This window comes from Modestobacter sp. VKM Ac-2984, from assembly GCF_026967985.1.
Classification (GTDB): Bacteria; Actinomycetota; Actinomycetes; order Mycobacteriales; family Geodermatophilaceae; genus Modestobacter.
This window is the reverse complement of the sequence record NZ_JAPVBJ010000001.1, coordinates 120,583-135,528: the sequence shown is the minus strand read 5'-3', so window position 1 is coordinate 135,528 and position 14,946 is coordinate 120,583. Positions and strand designations below refer to the sequence as shown.

Genomic DNA, 14,946 nt, shown 5'->3' with positions numbered 1-14,946 from the left:
GGCCAGCGTTGATCATCGGCATCTGGCTGGTCGACACGCCGGGGTCGGCAGCCAGATGCCGATGATCAACGGAGTCTGAGCGTGAAGCTGAGGTTGAGGGTCAGGCGGTGTTGAGGCGGGCGAGCTGGGCGGTGGTGAGGGTCAGGTCTGCCGCGGCGGCCGAGTCGGTGATCGACTCCTTGCGGGAGGCGCCGGGGATGGGCAGGACAACGTCGGCCTGGGCGAGGTGCCAGGCGACCGTCACCCGGTACACCGACACGCCCAGCTCGTCGGCGACCGCCGCGAACTCCTGGGCCGTCGAACCCAGCGACTTGGCCGCCGACACCCCGCCGAACGGGCTCCACGGCAGGAAGGCCAGCCCGTGCTCCGCGCAGTGCGCCAGCTCATCGGCGGAGGAGCGCCAGTCGGGGGAGAACTGGTTCTGCACGCTGAACAGCGCATCGCCGACGATCTCCCGGGCCGTGTCGATCTGGTCGACGTCGGCGTTCGAGATCCCGGCCAGCTGCACCAGCCCGTCGTCCACCAGTCCGCGGAGCGCCCCCATCGACTCCTCCCACGGCGTCGCCGGGTCGGGCCGGTGGAACTGGTACAGCCCGATCGCCTCGACGCCCAGCCGGCGCAGCGAGGCCTCGCAGGCCCGGCGCAGGTACGCCGGTGAGCCGTCGAGGCCCCACTCGGCGCCGTGCCGGGTGTGCCCGCCCTTGGTCGCCACCAGCACGTCGTCCACGGAGCCGTAGGAGGCCAGCGCGCGGGCGACGAGCTCCTCGTTGTGGCCGAAGTCCGCCTCGGTGTGCGAGTAGGCGTCCGCGGTGTCGATCAGCGTGACGCCGGCGTCCAGCGCGGCGTGCACCACGGCCGCGGCCTCCTCCGGCGCGGGGCGGGGGTCCTTGGTGGACAGGGGCATCGCCCCGAGCCCCACTGCGCTGACGGTCCGGTTCCCGATGCGTCGCTTCTGCATGGGACCCTCGTGCCCCACGGGTAGCGTCGCAACCGTGACGGCAGGTGACGCGCGGCTGTTCGGGGGCGGGCTCTTCGACCCCGACCCGGCCGAGGGGCCGCCACCGGTCGACCCGGGAGCGCCGCTGGCGGTCCGGATGCGGCCGCGGTCGCTGGACGAGGTGGTCGGCCAGCAGCACCTGCTCGGCCCGCGGGCCCCGCTGCGCCGGCTGGTCGAGGCCGACGAGCCGATGTCCCTGGTGCTCTACGGCCCGCCCGGCACCGGGAAGACGACGCTGGCGCACGTCATCTCGCTGGCCACCCAGCGCTCTTTCGTGCAGCTGTCCGCGCTGGACTCCGGGGTCAAGGAGGTCCGCGCGGTCATCGCGAACGCCAAGCGCGAGCTGACCCACGCCGGCCGGCGCACCGTGCTGTTCATCGACGAGGTGCACCGTTTCTCCAAGACCCAGCAGGACTCGCTGCTGTCCGCGGTCGAGGACCGGATCGTCAGCCTGATCGCTGCGACCACCGAGAACCCGTTCTTCTCCGTGGTCAGCCCGCTGCTGTCCCGCAGCCTGGTGCTCGCGCTGCAGTCACTGGACGACGAGGACGTGCGCACCGTGCTGCGCCGGGCGCTGACCAGCGACCGTGGGCTGGACGGCGCGGTGACGCTGACCGCCGAGGCCGAGGAGCACCTGCTGCGGGTGGCCGGCGGCGACGCCCGCAAGGCGCTGACCGCGCTGGAGAGCGGCGCCGGGGCGGCCCGCGCGGCCGGCTCCGACGTCCTGGACCTGGCCACCCTGGAGACGGCGGTCGCCCAGGCGGCGGTGCGCTACGACCGCTCCGGCGACCAGCACTACGACATCGCCAGCGCGCTGATCAAGAGCATCCGGGGCAGCGACGTCGACGCGGCGCTGCACTACCTGGCGCGGATGGTGGAGGCGGGGGAGGACCCGCGCTTCATCGCCCGCCGGCTGGTCATCTCCGCCAGCGAGGACATCGGCATGGCCGACCCGACCGCGCTGCTCACCGCGGTCGCCGCCGCCGACGCGGTCGCCTTCATCGGCATGCCGGAGGGGCACTTCCCGCTGGCGCACGCCGTCGTCCACCTGGCCACGGCGCCGAAGTCCAACGCGATCACCACGGCGATGGGGGAGTCGGTCGCCGACGTCCGGGCCGGGCTGGCCGGGCCGGTGCCGGCCGGGCTGCGCGACGCCCACTACGCGGGCGCGAAGAAGCTCGGGCACGGCGCGACCTACGTCTACCCGCACGCCCACCCCGACGGCGTCGTCCCGCAGCAGTACCCGCCCGATGCGCTGGTCGGGCGCGACTACTACCGGCCGACCGGGCGCGGGGTGGAGGCGCAGATCGCCGCCCGGCTGGCCAAGCTGCGGGCGATCGTCCGGCGTCGCAGCTGACGCTCCCCGGCGCTGGCGGTCGGGCCGGTGCCCCGGCGGCTAGTGTTGCGCGACCGGTGGCCACTCACCGGGAACGTGCACGAGACGACGAAGGGGACCCTCGAGTGTCCGCAGGAGAGATCGCCGGGCTCATCGCCGCCGGCGCACTGGTGCTGCTCGTGATCCTGGTGGCGGTGCCGCTGCTCAAGCTCGGGCGGACGCTGGACGAGACGACGCTGACGATCCGCCAGGTCCGGGAGCAGAGCCAGCCGATCCTGAGCCAGGCGTCCACGACGGTCACCCACGTCAACGCCAACCTCGAGCGGGTCGACGACATCACCGGCAACGCCGCGAACGTCTCCAGCAACGTCGCCGCCCTCACCAGCGTGTTCGCCGCCACCCTCGGCAGCCCGCTGATCAAGGTCGCCGCCTTCAGCTACGGGGTCCGCAGCGCCTCCCGGAAGAAGCGGGAGGGCCAGGCCGTCGCCGACGCCGCCGCCCGCGACAAGGCCGAGCGGCGGGCTCGCCGCAGCGCCCGGCGGGCCGCCTGATGCGCCGGCTGTTCTGGCTGGCCATGGGCATCACCATCGGTGTGCTCGTCGTCCGCAAGCTGTCCGAGACGGCGGAGAAGCTGACCCCGCAGAGCCTGGCCGGCAACCTCGCCGACGGGCTGCGCGAACTGGCCGACGCGATCGGCGACTTCGGTGCCGACGTCCGCGCCGCGGCCGCCCTCCGGGAGGACGAGCTGCGCGCCGGCACCGGCCTCGACGCCCCGCTGCCGGACAGCAGCCAGGCCTCCCTGTCGAACGCGCTGCCCCGCCGCGGCGCCCACGCCGCGGACAGCTGAGCCATCCCCTCCGGGCGCCGCGCGCGCCCACCCCGCGCTGAAGGACCGAGACCACCCGCATGCAGACCGCCGAGATCCGCCGCCGCTTCCTGGAGCACTTCGAGAAGCGTGGGCACACCGTCGTCCCCAGCGCCTCGCTGGTGTCGCCGGACCCCTCACTGCTGTTCACCGTCGCCGGGATGGTGCCGTTCATCCCGTACCTGACCGGTCGTGAGCCGGCGCCGTACCCGCGCGCGACCAGCGTGCAGAAGTGCGTGCGCACCCTCGACATCGAGGAGGTGGGCAAGACCACCCGGCACGGCACGTTCTTCCAGATGAACGGCAACTTCTCCTTCGGCGACTACTTCAAGGCCGAGGCGATCGCCTTCGCCTGGGAGCTGGTGACCGGCGCGGTGGCCGACGGCGGCCTGGGGCTGGACGCGGAGCGGATCTGGCCGACGGTCTACCTCGACGACGACGAGGCGTTCGACGCCTGGCGGGCCTACGTCCCGGCCGAGCGCATCCAGCGCCGCGGCAAGGACGACAACTACTGGTCCACCGGTGCGGCCGGCCCGGCCGGGCCGTGCTCGGAGATCCACTACGACCGCGGGCCGGCGTACGGCCCCGACGGCGGGCCGGAGGCCGATCCCACCGGCGACCGGTTCCTGGAGATCTGGAACCTGGTCTTCATGCAGTACGAGCGGGGGCCGGGGGAGGGCAAGGAGTTCCCGATCCTCGGCGAGCTGCCGAGGAAGAACATCGACACCGGCATGGGCCTGGAGCGGGTGGCCTTCCTGCTCCAGGGCGTCGACAACATGTACGAGATCGACCAGGTCGCGCCGGTCCTGCACCGGGCCGCGGAGCTCGCCGGCGTGCGTTACGGCGCCGACCACGAGGCCGACGTCCGGCTGCGGGTGGTCGCCGACCACGTGCGCAGCGGCCTGATGCTGATCGGCGACGGGGTGACCCCGGGCAACGAGGGGCGCGGGTACATCCTGCGCCGGCTGCTGCGCCGGGCGGTCCGCTCGATGAAGCTGCTCGGGGTCGAGGAGGCGTCGCTGCCGGAGCTGCTGCCGGTCTCCCGCGACGCGATGAGCCCCAGCTACCCCGAGCTGGCCACCGACTTCGCCCGCATCTCCGGGATCGCCTACGCCGAGGAGGAGGCGTTCCGGCGCACCCTCACCGCCGGGACGGCGCTGTTCGACACCGCCGTCGGCCAGGCGAAGAAGGCGGGCACCCCGGCCCTGTCGGGTGAGCAGGCCTTCTCGCTGCACGACACCTACGGCTTCCCCATCGACGTGACCCTGGAGATGGCCGCCGAGCAGGGCGTCAGCGTCGACGAGGAGGGCTTCCGGGCCCTGATGAAGGAGCAGCGGGACCGCGCCCGGGCCGACGCGCGCGCCAAGCGCACCGGCGCGGTCGACGTGCTGGCCTACCGGCGGCTGCTGGCCGAGCACGGCCCCACCGACTGGCGGGCCTACGACACGCTGCACACCGACTCCCGCGTCCTCGGCGTGGTCGACGAGGAGGACACCGACGGCGAGCCGGTCGTCGGTCCCGGCTCGGTCACCCGGGTCGTGCTGGACCGCACGCCGTTCTACGCCGAGTCCGGTGGCCAGGTCGCCGACGCCGGCGAGCTGACCTGGGACGGCGGTCGGGCCGAGGTCATCGACGTGCAGCGCCCGGTCAAGGGCCTGGTCGCCCACCAGGTCCGGGTGCTGGAGGGGGAGCTGCGGGCCGGCACCGAGCTCACCGCCCAGGTCGACCGCGAGTGGCGGCTCTCGGCCTGCCAGGCGCACTCCGGCACGCACGTGCTGCACGCGGCGCTGCGCCAGGTGCTCGGCCCGCAGGCGCTGCAGTCCGGCTCCTACAACCGGCCCGGCCACCTGCGGCTGGACTTCGCCTGGCAGGGCGCGCTGTCCGCGCAGCAGCGGATCGACGTCGAGGACGTCGCCAACGCCGCCGTCCGGGCCGACCACGGGGTCCGCGCGCTCTACATGACGCTGCCGGAGGCGCGGGAGTTCGGTGCGCTCGCGCTGTTCGGGGAGACCTACGGCGAGCAGGTCCGCGTCGTGGAGATCGGCGGTGAGTGGTCGCGGGAGCTCTGCGGTGGCACCCACGTGCACGGCAGCGCCCAGATCGGCACCCTGGCGCTGACCGGCGAGAGCTCGGTCGGCTCCGGCTCTCGTCGGGTGGAGGCCGCCGTGGGCCTGGAGGGCTTCCGGTACCTGGCCCGCGAACGTGACCTGGTCCGCCAGCTCGCCGACCTGCTCAAGACCCCGCAGGACGGCGTCGCCGACCGGGTGAGCAGCATGCTGGAGCGGCTGCGGGAGGCCGACAAGGAGCTGGCCGACCTGCGCGCCCGGCAGACCCTGGCCGCCGCCGGCGACCTCGCGGCCGGCGCCCGAGAGCTGGGCGGCGTCGCCGTCGTGACCGGTGCACCGGCGGGGCTGTCCGGTGGGGACCTGCGCAGCCTCGCCCTGGACGTGCGCGGCCGGCTCGGCGAGCGGCCGGCGGCCGTGTTGCTGGCCTCGGCCGCAGACGGCAAGGTGGCCCTGGTGGCCACCGTGAACCCGGCGGCCCAGCAGCAGGGCCTGTCGGCGAACGACCTGCTGCGGGCGGCAGCGCCGGCCGTGGGTGGTCGCGGCGGTGGCAAGGCCGACGTGGCTCAGGGTGGCGGGACCGATCCCGCCGGCATCCCCGCAGCCCTGGCGGCTGTCGAGCAGATGATCGGAGCGGCCACGACGTGAGCGGGGCGTCCGACGGACCCGGTGGCGGGCCGGTGGCGGGGCGGACCAGCCGGTCCGGCCGCCCGCCGGCGCCCGCAGCCGCCCCGCCGGACGACCCGCCACCGCACGATGCGCCACCGCACGACGCCCCGCCGGAGAGCGGCCCACCGGCCTGGATGCCCGGCCGGCGACTGGGCGTCGACGTCGGGACCGTGCGGGTCGGCGTGGCCCTCTCCGACGCCACCGGCATGCTCGCCAGCCCCCTGGAGACGATCCGGCGGGCGAAGGACCAACGCGACTTGGACCACCTCGCTGAGCTGGTTGTGACACACGAGGTGGTCGAGGTGGTTGTGGGATTGCCAAAGCATCTGTCCGGAGCGTCGGGCGCGTCGGCAAGAGATGCCAGTGCATACGCTGAAGCCCTGGCCAGTCGCATTGGGAACGTCCCGGTGCACCTCGTCGACGAGAGGCTCTCCACGGTGACCGCAGCGGGTCATCTGCGCGCCGGTGGCATCGATGCCCGCCGCCAGCGTTCGGTGATCGACCAAGCAGCCGCCGTGGTCATCCTGCAGAGCCATCTCGACGAGCGACGACGCACTGGCCCCGACCTCAGGGGGCGCCACTCGTGACGGAGCCGACCCAGCCGCATGCCCGCGGTCGCCACTCCCAGTCCGACACCGGCGCCGGACGCCCGGCCGCCGACCTGTTGGCCGCGTGGGCGGGCGCTGCGACCCTGCAGCTCCCCGACGACGACGCGACCCTGCGCCCGCGCCGGCGCCGCCGGTACGTGGCCGACACCGACGCCCGCGCCCGCTCGGCGGGTGGGAGCGTCGACGTGGCGGACGTGGAGATCACCGGCCTGGCCGCCTCCGGCATCGCCGACGTCGGCCTCGCCGCCGCAGGCCTCGACGTGAGCGCCTTCGACCTCGGCCGGCGGACCACGGGCCCGGCGGCCCCCGGACTCGGGCAGCGCCCGGACGGGGCCGTCCAGGGCACAGCAGCCCGGCAGGTGGCCGTCCCGCAGACCGCCGAGATGCCGGCCGCGCCGCCGGCCGTCCCCAGCCTCGGGGCGACCGCACACGGGCCCGGTCCGGCGGCCGGCCGGCGGGTCCCGACCCCGCGGCCGCCCGCCGAACCCACCACCGCCGACCACGTCCGGGCGGACCGGTTCGCCGACGCCGGGACCGACCCTGGTTGGCTGTCGGCATCCAGCCGTCCCGTCCCCGGGTCGGCCGGACCGTCGCCGGTCCCGGCGCACGGGCCCTCCGGTGCACTCGCCGGGCTCGTCACCGGGCAGGGCGGCGCCGAGGTGCGCAACGCATCTCGGGACACGCCTGTCGAGGAGCCGGCCACGGTGGTGCACGCCGCACTGCCCGCCGACGAGCTCGACCCGGACGAGGAGCATTGGCGGATGGCCTCCGAGCGGCACGGGAGCGACGAGGGCGACCTCGATCCTGCCCATCTCGACCCCCACGACGACGGCACCGTCGTGCCGGCAGCCGACGCGGCCCCCGAGACCGGTGGCCTCGACGTCATCGGCGGCGGTGACCACGACGAGCACCACGACGAGTACGACGACGTCCACGCCGACGAACACGGCGGGGCGACCGGCAGCGGCCGGGGTGGGCGCCGACGCCGGGGCCCGGTGGTCGTCGGTCTGTCCCTGGTCGTCCTGGCCGCGCTGGTGGCGGGGATCTTCCTCGGTGGCAAGGCCCTCTGGGAGCAGGTGAACCCGGTGGCCGAGGACTATGCGGGCGCGGGTACCGGCGAGGTCGACGTCCGCGTCGAGTCGGGTGACTCGCTGCGGGCCATCGGCGACACGCTGGTGGAGGCCGGCGTCATCGCCTCGGTGCCGCCGTTCACCGACGCCGCGGAGGCCAACCCGGCCGCGACCGGCATCCAGCCCGGCGTCTACCGCCTGCGCGAGCAGATGTCCGGCCAGGCCGCGCTGGACCTGCTCCTGGACCCGGCGTCCCGGCAGGTCACCCGGGTCACCGTGCCCGAGGGCCTGCAGGTCACCCAGGTGCTCCAGCGGCTGGCCGACGAGGGCGGGCTGCCGCTCGCCGACCTGGAGGCCGCCGCCGCCGACCCGGCGCAGCTGGGCCTGCCGGCCTACGCCAACGGCTCGCTGGAGGGGTTCCTCTTCCCGGCCACCTACGACATCGAGCCCGGCCAGACGGCCGTCGACGTGCTCAGCAGGATGGTGGCGCGCACCGACCAGGTCCTCACGGACCTGCAGATCCCGGTCGAGCAGCGCCTGGCGGCGCTGACCGAGGCCAGCATCGTGCAGGCCGAGGCCGGCACCGTGGAGGACATGGGCAAGGTCGCCCGGGTGATCGAGAACCGGTTGATGGACGGCATGCGGCTGCAGATGGACAGCACCGTCAACTACGCCAGCGGCGAGACCGGGCTCCTCACCACCCCGGAGGACCGGGCCAACCCCTCGCCGTACAACACCTACGCGAACGCCGGCCTGCCGCCGGGCCCCATCGGCAACCCCGGTGAGGCGGCGCTGCGCGCGGTCCAGTCCCCGACCGAGGGGCCCTGGCGGTTCTTCGTGCTGACCAACCCGGAGACCGGCGAGTCGGCGTTCGCGGAGACGGTCGAGGAGCACCAGCGGAACGTGCTGGTCTTCCAGCAGTGGCTGCGGGACAACCCGGGCAATTGACGCACCGTCGCGACCCGGTCCGGCCGGCATGAGGGCAGCCGTCCTCGGCCGGCCGGTCGGGCACTCCCTGTCACCCCGGCTGCACCGGGCCGCCTACGCCGCACTCGGCCTGGACGACTGGACCTACGACGCCCTGGACGTCGGGGCCGAGGACCTGCCGGTGCTGCTGGCCGGACTCGGCCCGGAGTGGCGCGGGTTCTCGGTGACCATGCCGTGCAAGCAGGCGGCGGTGGCGGTCGCCGACGACGTCGACCAACTGCCGCGGCTGCTGGGCGCGGCGAACACCCTGCTGCGCACCGACGCCGGCTGGCGCGCGGAGAACACCGACGTCGCCGGTGTGGGGATGGCTCTCCAGCTGGGCGGCGTGGAGCAGGTCGAGCACGCCGCCGTCCTCGGGGCCGGGGGGACGGCGGCCGCAGCGGCCACCGCGCTCGCCTCCCTCGGCGCCCAGCAGGTGGACGTCGTCGTCCGGGAGCCCGCCCGTGCCGCCGACCTGCTCCGGGTGCTGGCCGCCCTCGGGGTCAGCGCCGACGTCCAGCGGCTGGACCGCACCGGCACGGTCACCGCGCCGGTGGTGGTCAGCACGGTCCCCGCCGGCGGCCAGGCCGCCGTCGCCGACCTCACCTGGCGTCGCGGACAGACGGTGCTGGACGTGCTCTACGCCGGCTGGCCCACCCCGCTGGCCCAGCGCGTGCAGGCGGCCGGCGGGCGGACCATCAGCGGCCTGGAGGTGCTCTTCTGGCAGGCCACCGCCCAGGTCGAGCTGATGACCGGCCGGCCGGCGCCGATCGAGGCCATGCGCGCCGCGCTGGACGCCTGACCGCACCCAGGTGACCGGGGTGCTCACCGGGGCTGCCGCCGTCCTGGGGCTGCTGCTCGGCCCGTGGCTGGCGACCGTCACGGTGCGGCTGGCCGAGCGTGACCCGGTGGCGCGTCCGTCGTCCGGGCGGGTGGTGGTGACGGCGGTCGGCGCCGCCGTGGCGCTCGCCGCCGCACCGGCACTGGCCGGTCTGCGGCCGGCCACCGTCGCGTTCGCCTGGTTCGGGGCGGCCGCGGTGGTGCTGGCCGGGGTCGACCTGGCCCGGCACCGGCTGCCCGACCGGGTCACCTTCCCGGCGGTCGCTGCCTGCGCCCTCGCCCTGCTCGTGGACGCCGCGGTGCTGGGCACCTGGCCCGCGCTGGCCCGGGGGGTCGTCGCCGCCGCGGTGGTGTTCGGCCTGGGCACCCTCGCGCGGGTCGTCCACCCCGGCGGTCTCGGCGGCGGCGACGTCAAGCTGCTCGGCCTGCTCGCCCTCCTCCTGGGCTGGGTGGGCTGGAGCGTGCTGGTGGCGGGGGTGCTGGCCGGGTTCGTGCTCGGCGCGCTGGGCTCGCTGCTGCTCATCGCCCTGGGCCGAGTCGGCTGGCGCACGGCCGTGGCGTTCGGCCCGCCGTTGCTGGTGGGCGCCTACGTCGCCCTGGGGCTGGCTGCCGCGATGCCCATGCCCTGACGGGAGGTGCGCCGTCGACTGGCAGAATCGCCGGCATGTTGCGCTGGTTGACCGCAGGTGAGTCGCACGGTCAACAGCTCACCGCCATCCTGGAGGGGCTGCCCGCCGGGGTGCGGGTGCAGACCACCGACCTCGACGCCCAGCTCTCCCGCCGCCGCCTCGGCCACGGCCGCAGTGCGCGGATGAGCTTCGAGGAGGACGTCGTCACCCTCACCGGCGGCGTCCGGCACGGGGTGACCCAGGGTGGGCCGATCGCCGTCCAGGTCGGCAACACCGAATGGCCGAAGTGGCAGAGCGTGATGGCCGCGGACCCGGTCGACCCGGACGTGCTGGATGGCCAGGCGCGCAACGCCCCGCTCACCCGCCCGCGCCCCGGTCACGCCGACCTCGCCGGCATGCAGAAGTACGGCTTCGACGACGTCCGCCCCGTGCTGGAGCGGGCGAGCGCGCGGGAGACCGCCGCCCGCGTCGCGCTGGGCACCGTGGCGCAGGCCTTCCTGCACCAGGTGCTCGGGGTGCGGGTGGTCAGCCACGTGGTCGCGATCGGGCCGGTCGCCGTCCCCGACGGGGTGCTGCCCGGGCCGGAGGACAACCCGCGGGTGGACGAGGACCCGGTGCGCTGTGCCGACCCGGCCACCAGTGCGCGGATGACCGCCGAGATCGACGACGCCCGCAAGTCCGGCGACACCCTGGGCGGGGTGATCGAGGTGGTCGTCCACGGCCTGCCGCCGGGCCTGGGCAGCCACGTGCACTGGGACCGCCGGCTGGACTCCCGGCTGGCCGGGGCGCTGATGGGCGTGCAGTCGGTCAAGGCCGTCGAGGTGGGTGACGGGCTGGAGACCGCCCGCCGGCGCGGCTCGGTCGCCCACGACGAGATCGACGTGGACGGCGACCGGCTGTCCCGGCGCACCGACCGGGCCGGCGGCATCGAGGGCGGCATGACCAACGGCGAGGTGCTGCGGGTGCGCGCCGCGATGAAGCCGATCAGCACGGTGCCGCGTGCGCTGGCCACCATCGACACCGCCACCGGTGAGGCCGCGGTCGCGATCAACCAGCGCAGCGACGCCTGTGCCGTGCCCCGCGGCAGCGTGGTCATGGAGGCGATGGTCGCCCTGGTGCTCGCCGACGCGGTGCTGGAGAAGTTCGGCGGGGACTCGGTGCCGGAGACCCGCCGGAACGTGCAGGGCTACCTCGACGCCCTGACCTACCGGTGAGCGGCCCCGCGCTGGTCGTGGTGGGGCCGCCCGCGTCGGGCAAGACGACGGTGGGCGCAGCGGTCGCGCGGGCCCTCGACCTGCCGTTCCGGGACACCGACGCCGACGTGGAGGCCCAGACCGGGACCACGGTGGCCGACCTCTTCGTGCAGCAGGGCGAACCGCACTTCCGGGCGCTGGAGGAGCAGGCCGTGGCCCGTGCGCTGGCCGAGCACGACGGCGTCCTGGCCCTCGGCGGCGGCGCGGTCACCAGCGCCGCCACCCGGGAGCGGCTGGTCGCCCACGGGCGGTCCGGCGGCGCGGTGGTCTGGCTGGACGTCGACGTCACCTCGGCGGCCAAGCGGGTGGGGCTGTCCCGCGACCGGCCGCTGCTGGCGGTCAACCCACGCGCCATGCTGCGGACCATGCTCGAGACCCGCGCCCCGCTCTACGCCGAGGTCGCCACCGCGACCGTCGTCACCTCGGCCCGTCCGGTCGAGGACGTGGTGGCCGACGTGCTCACCGCCGTCGGGGCGGGCACCCCGTGACCGCCCAGCGGATCACCGTCGGCGGCGACCGGCCCTACGACGTGCTCATCGGCCCGGGGGTGCAGGCCCGGCTGGGGCTGCTGCTCGACGGCACCGCCCGCGCCGCCGTCGTGCACAGCCGGTCGCTGGCCGCGGCGGCCGGTGCCGCGGTCGAGACGCTGCAGCAGGCCGGGGTCGCCGCCGAGGCGGTCGTCGTCCCCGACGGCGAGGCGGCCAAGACCGCCGAGGTCGCCGCCGGGGCCTGGGAGGAGTTCGGCCGGCTGGGGCTCACCCGGTCCGACGCCGTGGTCGGCGTCGGCGGGGGAGCGGTCACCGACCTGGCCGGGTTCCTCGCCGCCACCTGGACCCGCGGCATCCGGGTGGTGCAGGTGCCCACCAGCCTGCTGGCCATGGTCGACGCCGCGGTCGGGGGCAAGACCGGCATCAACACCGCGGCCGGCAAGAACCTGGTCGGGGCCTTCCACCCGCCGGCGGCGGTGCTGGCCGACACCGACGCGCTGGCCGGGCTGCCCGCGGCGGAGTTCCGCTCCGGGCTGGCCGAGGTCGTCAAGTGCGGGTTCATCGCCGACGGCCGCGTCCTGGAGCTGCTGGCGGCCGACCCGACGGGCCGGGCGGACACCGCCGAGCTGATCGCACGCGCCGTCCAGGTCAAGGCCGACGCCGTGACCGACGACCTCTACGACACCGGGCGCCGGGAGTTCCTCAACTACGGGCACACCCTGGGGCACGCGATCGAGCGGGTCGAGGACTTCGGCTGGCGGCACGGCGAGGCGGTGGCGGTCGGGCTGGTGTTCGCCGCCGAACTGGCCTGCCAGGCCGGGCGGCTGTCCCGCGCCGACGCCGACCGGCACCGTGAGCTGGTCGCCGCCATGGGGCTGCCCACCACCTACCGGGGCGACTGGGCCCAGCTGCAGTCGGTGATGCGGGTGGACAAGAAGGCCCGCGGTGCCTCGCTGCGCTTCGTCGTCCTCGACGGGCTCGGTGCGCCGGGCATCCTGACCGACCCCGACCAGGCCTGGCTGGACGCCGCCTGGGAAGCCGTGAACGGAGACCGTGCATGACGATCCAGGTGCTCAACGGCGCCAACCTCGGCCGGCTCGGGACCCGCGAGCCCGAGGTCTACGGCACGACGACCCACGCCGAGCTGGTGCAGCTGATCGAGGCCGCCGCCGCCGAGCTGGGGCTGGACGTCGTCGTCCGGCAGACCGACTCCGAGGGCGAGCTGCTCGGCTGGGTGCACGACGCGACCGACGCCGGCGACCCGGTGGTGATCAACCCCGGCGGGTGGTCGCACACCTCGGTCGTCCTCCGCGACGCGCTCGCGGCGGTGCCCGCCCCGGTGGTCGAGGTGCACATCAGCAACGTGCACACCCGCGAGCCGTTCCGGCACCACTCCTACGTCTCGGCCGTGGCCGACGGGGTGATCGTCGGGCTCGGGGTGCAGGGGTACGAGCTCGCGCTGCGCCACCTGGCCGCCCGGGGAGCCCGGTGACCCGCCCCGAGGCCGGCCGCCGGGACCGGCTGCGCGCCGCCGCGGCGGTCGCCGGGCTGGACGCCGTCCTGGTCACCGACCTGCTCAACGTCCGCTACCTGACCGGCTTCACCGGCTCCAACGGCGCCCTGCTGCTGGGTACGGACGGCGGCTCCGCGGGCAGCGGGGACCTCTTCGGCACCGACGGCCGGTACACCACGCAGGCCGGCACCCAGGTGCCCGACGTGGAGCTGCTGGTCGACCGGGCCACGATGCCCGCCCTGGCCCGGGCCGCCCGCACCGGCGGGGCGACCCGGCTGGGCTTCGAGTCCCACGTCGTGACCGTCGACGAGCTGCGCGGCCTGGAGCGGCTGCTCGGTGAGGACGGCGCGGCCGTGGAGCTGGTGAGCATCCGCCGGGCGGTGGAGGCGCTGCGCGCGGTCAAGGACGACGGCGAGATCGAGGCGCTGCGACGGGCCTGCGCGGTCGCCGACGCGGCGCTGGCCGAGCTGGCCGCCGAGGGTGCCCTGCGCCCCGGGCGCACCGAGCTGCAGGTGGGGCGGGAGCTGGACGCCCGGATGCTCGCGCTGGGTGCCGAGGCGCCGAGCTTCGAGACGATCGTGGCGGCCGGGGCGAACTCGGCCATCCCGCACCACCGGCCCGACTCCACCGAGCTGACCGAGGGCGACTTCCTGAAGCTGGACTTCGGGGCCACCGTCGACGGCTACCACTCGGACATGACCCGCACCCTGGTGCTGGGGCACGCGGCGGACTGGCAGCGCGAGGTGTACGAGCTGGTGGCGGCCGCGCAGGCGGCCGGCCGGGCGGCGCTGGCGGTCGGCGCCGAGGTGACCGCGGTGGACGCGGCAGCCCGCGACGTCATCGTCGCCGCCGGGCACGGCGAGCACTTCACCCACGGGCTGGGGCACGGCGTCGGCCTGGAGATCCACGAGGCTCCGGGCATCTCGGCACTGGGCGCAGGTACCCTGGCCGCTGGCATGGCCGTCACCGTGGAGCCAGGGGTGTACCTGCCCGGCCACGGCGGTGTCCGGATCGAGGACACCTTGATCGTCACGGACGACGAGCCCGAGTTGTTGACCCTCACGAGCAAGGAACTGCTGGTCCTCTAGATGGCTACCACCAACGACCTCAAGAACGGCACCGTCCTCAACCTGGACGGCCAGCTGTGGACAGTCACCGACTTCCAGCACGTGAAGCCGGGCAAGGGTGGCGCCTTCGTGCGCACCACCCTGAAGAACGTGCTCTCCGGCAAGGTCGTCGACCGGACGTTCAACGCCGGCCTCAAGATCGAGACGGCCAACGTCGACAAGCGGTCGATGACGTTCCTCTACGCCGACGGCACCGACTACGTCTTCATGGACGGTGACACCTTCGAGCAGATCTACGTCCCCGCCACCACCCTCGGGGACGGTGCGAACTACCTGCTGGAGAACACCGAGGTCACGGTGGCGGTGCACAACGAGACCCCGCTGTACGTCGAGCTGCCGGTGACCATGGAGCTGGTCGTGCAGCACACCGACCCGGGCCTGCAGGGCGACCGCTCCACCGGCGGCACGAAGCCGGCGACCCTGGAGACCGGTGCGGAGGTCCAGGTCCCGCTGTTCATCACCACCGGCGAGAAGCTGAAGATCGACACCCGCGACGGCCGCTACCTCGGCCGGGTCAGCTGA

Annotated in this window: 15 protein-coding genes; 14 read left to right on the top strand and 1 reads right to left on the bottom strand. The window is 74.8% G+C overall.

What is annotated here, in order from left to right:
* Positions 1–100: 100 nt before the first annotated feature.
* Positions 101–958 (bottom strand): aldo/keto reductase, encoded by an 858-nt coding sequence (locus tag O2W16_RS00680; RefSeq protein WP_269156875.1) that lies wholly within the window; start codon positions 956–958, stop codon positions 101–103.
* Between the two features lie 34 nt (positions 959–992).
* On the opposite strand from O2W16_RS00680, the gene O2W16_RS00675 reads away from it, so the two are divergent.
* The 14 genes from O2W16_RS00675 (at position 993) to efp (ending at position 14,946) form a co-directional block, all read left to right on the top strand.
* Entirely contained in the window at positions 993–2,354 is a 1,362-nt protein-coding gene (locus O2W16_RS00675; protein ID WP_269156874.1) for a replication-associated recombination protein A, read from the top strand.
* 104 nt (positions 2,355–2,458) lie between these two features.
* On the top strand, positions 2,459–2,884 hold the full coding sequence (locus O2W16_RS00670) for a DUF948 domain-containing protein (RefSeq protein ID WP_269156873.1): 426 nt from the start codon (positions 2,459–2,461) through the stop codon (positions 2,882–2,884).
* The gene (locus O2W16_RS00665; RefSeq protein ID WP_269156872.1) at positions 2,884–3,180 is read left to right on the top strand and encodes a hypothetical protein; all 297 of its coding nucleotides are present in this window, start codon (positions 2,884–2,886) and stop codon (positions 3,178–3,180) included. The genes O2W16_RS00670 and O2W16_RS00665 overlap by 1 nt, the downstream gene beginning before the upstream one ends.
* A gap of 59 nt (positions 3,181–3,239) precedes the next feature.
* Positions 3,240–5,909 (top strand): alanine--tRNA ligase, encoded by a 2,670-nt coding sequence (alaS, locus tag O2W16_RS00660; protein ID WP_269156871.1) that lies wholly within the window; start codon positions 3,240–3,242, stop codon positions 5,907–5,909.
* Positions 5,910–6,112: 203 nt separating this feature from the next.
* Entirely contained in the window at positions 6,113–6,517 is a 405-nt protein-coding gene (ruvX, locus tag O2W16_RS00655; protein ID WP_442928890.1) for a Holliday junction resolvase RuvX, read from the top strand.
* Positions 6,514–8,556 carry an endolytic transglycosylase MltG gene (gene mltG, locus O2W16_RS00650; protein ID WP_269156869.1) on the top strand — a complete coding sequence of 681 codons (2,043 nt, stop codon included), beginning with the start codon at positions 6,514–6,516 and terminating at the stop codon, positions 8,554–8,556. Before ruvX ends, mltG begins: the two co-directional genes overlap by 4 nt.
* A gap of 28 nt (positions 8,557–8,584) precedes the next feature.
* Entirely contained in the window at positions 8,585–9,376 is a 792-nt protein-coding gene (locus tag O2W16_RS00645; protein ID WP_269156868.1) for a shikimate dehydrogenase, read from the top strand.
* 10 nt (positions 9,377–9,386) lie between these two features.
* On the top strand, positions 9,387–10,043 hold the full coding sequence (locus tag O2W16_RS00640) for a prepilin peptidase (RefSeq protein WP_269156867.1): 657 nt from the start codon (positions 9,387–9,389) through the stop codon (positions 10,041–10,043).
* 35 nt (positions 10,044–10,078) lie between these two features.
* Complete coding sequence (aroC, locus tag O2W16_RS00635) at positions 10,079–11,257, top strand: chorismate synthase (RefSeq protein WP_269156866.1); 1,179 nt, start codon at positions 10,079–10,081, stop codon at positions 11,255–11,257.
* On the top strand, positions 11,254–11,784 hold the full coding sequence (locus O2W16_RS00630; protein ID WP_269156865.1) for a shikimate kinase: 531 nt from the start codon (positions 11,254–11,256) through the stop codon (positions 11,782–11,784). The genes aroC and O2W16_RS00630 overlap by 4 nt, the downstream gene beginning before the upstream one ends.
* Entirely contained in the window at positions 11,781–12,845 is a 1,065-nt protein-coding gene (gene aroB, locus O2W16_RS00625; protein WP_269156864.1) for a 3-dehydroquinate synthase, read from the top strand. The genes O2W16_RS00630 and aroB overlap by 4 nt, the downstream gene beginning before the upstream one ends.
* Complete coding sequence (gene aroQ / locus O2W16_RS00620; protein WP_036335050.1) at positions 12,842–13,276, top strand: type II 3-dehydroquinate dehydratase; 435 nt, start codon at positions 12,842–12,844, stop codon at positions 13,274–13,276. Before aroB ends, aroQ begins: the two co-directional genes overlap by 4 nt.
* Positions 13,273–14,385, top strand: coding sequence for a M24 family metallopeptidase (locus O2W16_RS00615; protein WP_269156863.1), 1,113 nt, complete (start codon positions 13,273–13,275; stop codon positions 14,383–14,385). The genes aroQ and O2W16_RS00615 overlap by 4 nt, the downstream gene beginning before the upstream one ends.
* Positions 14,386–14,946 (top strand): elongation factor P, encoded by a 561-nt coding sequence (efp, locus tag O2W16_RS00610; protein ID WP_269156862.1) that lies wholly within the window; start codon positions 14,386–14,388, stop codon positions 14,944–14,946.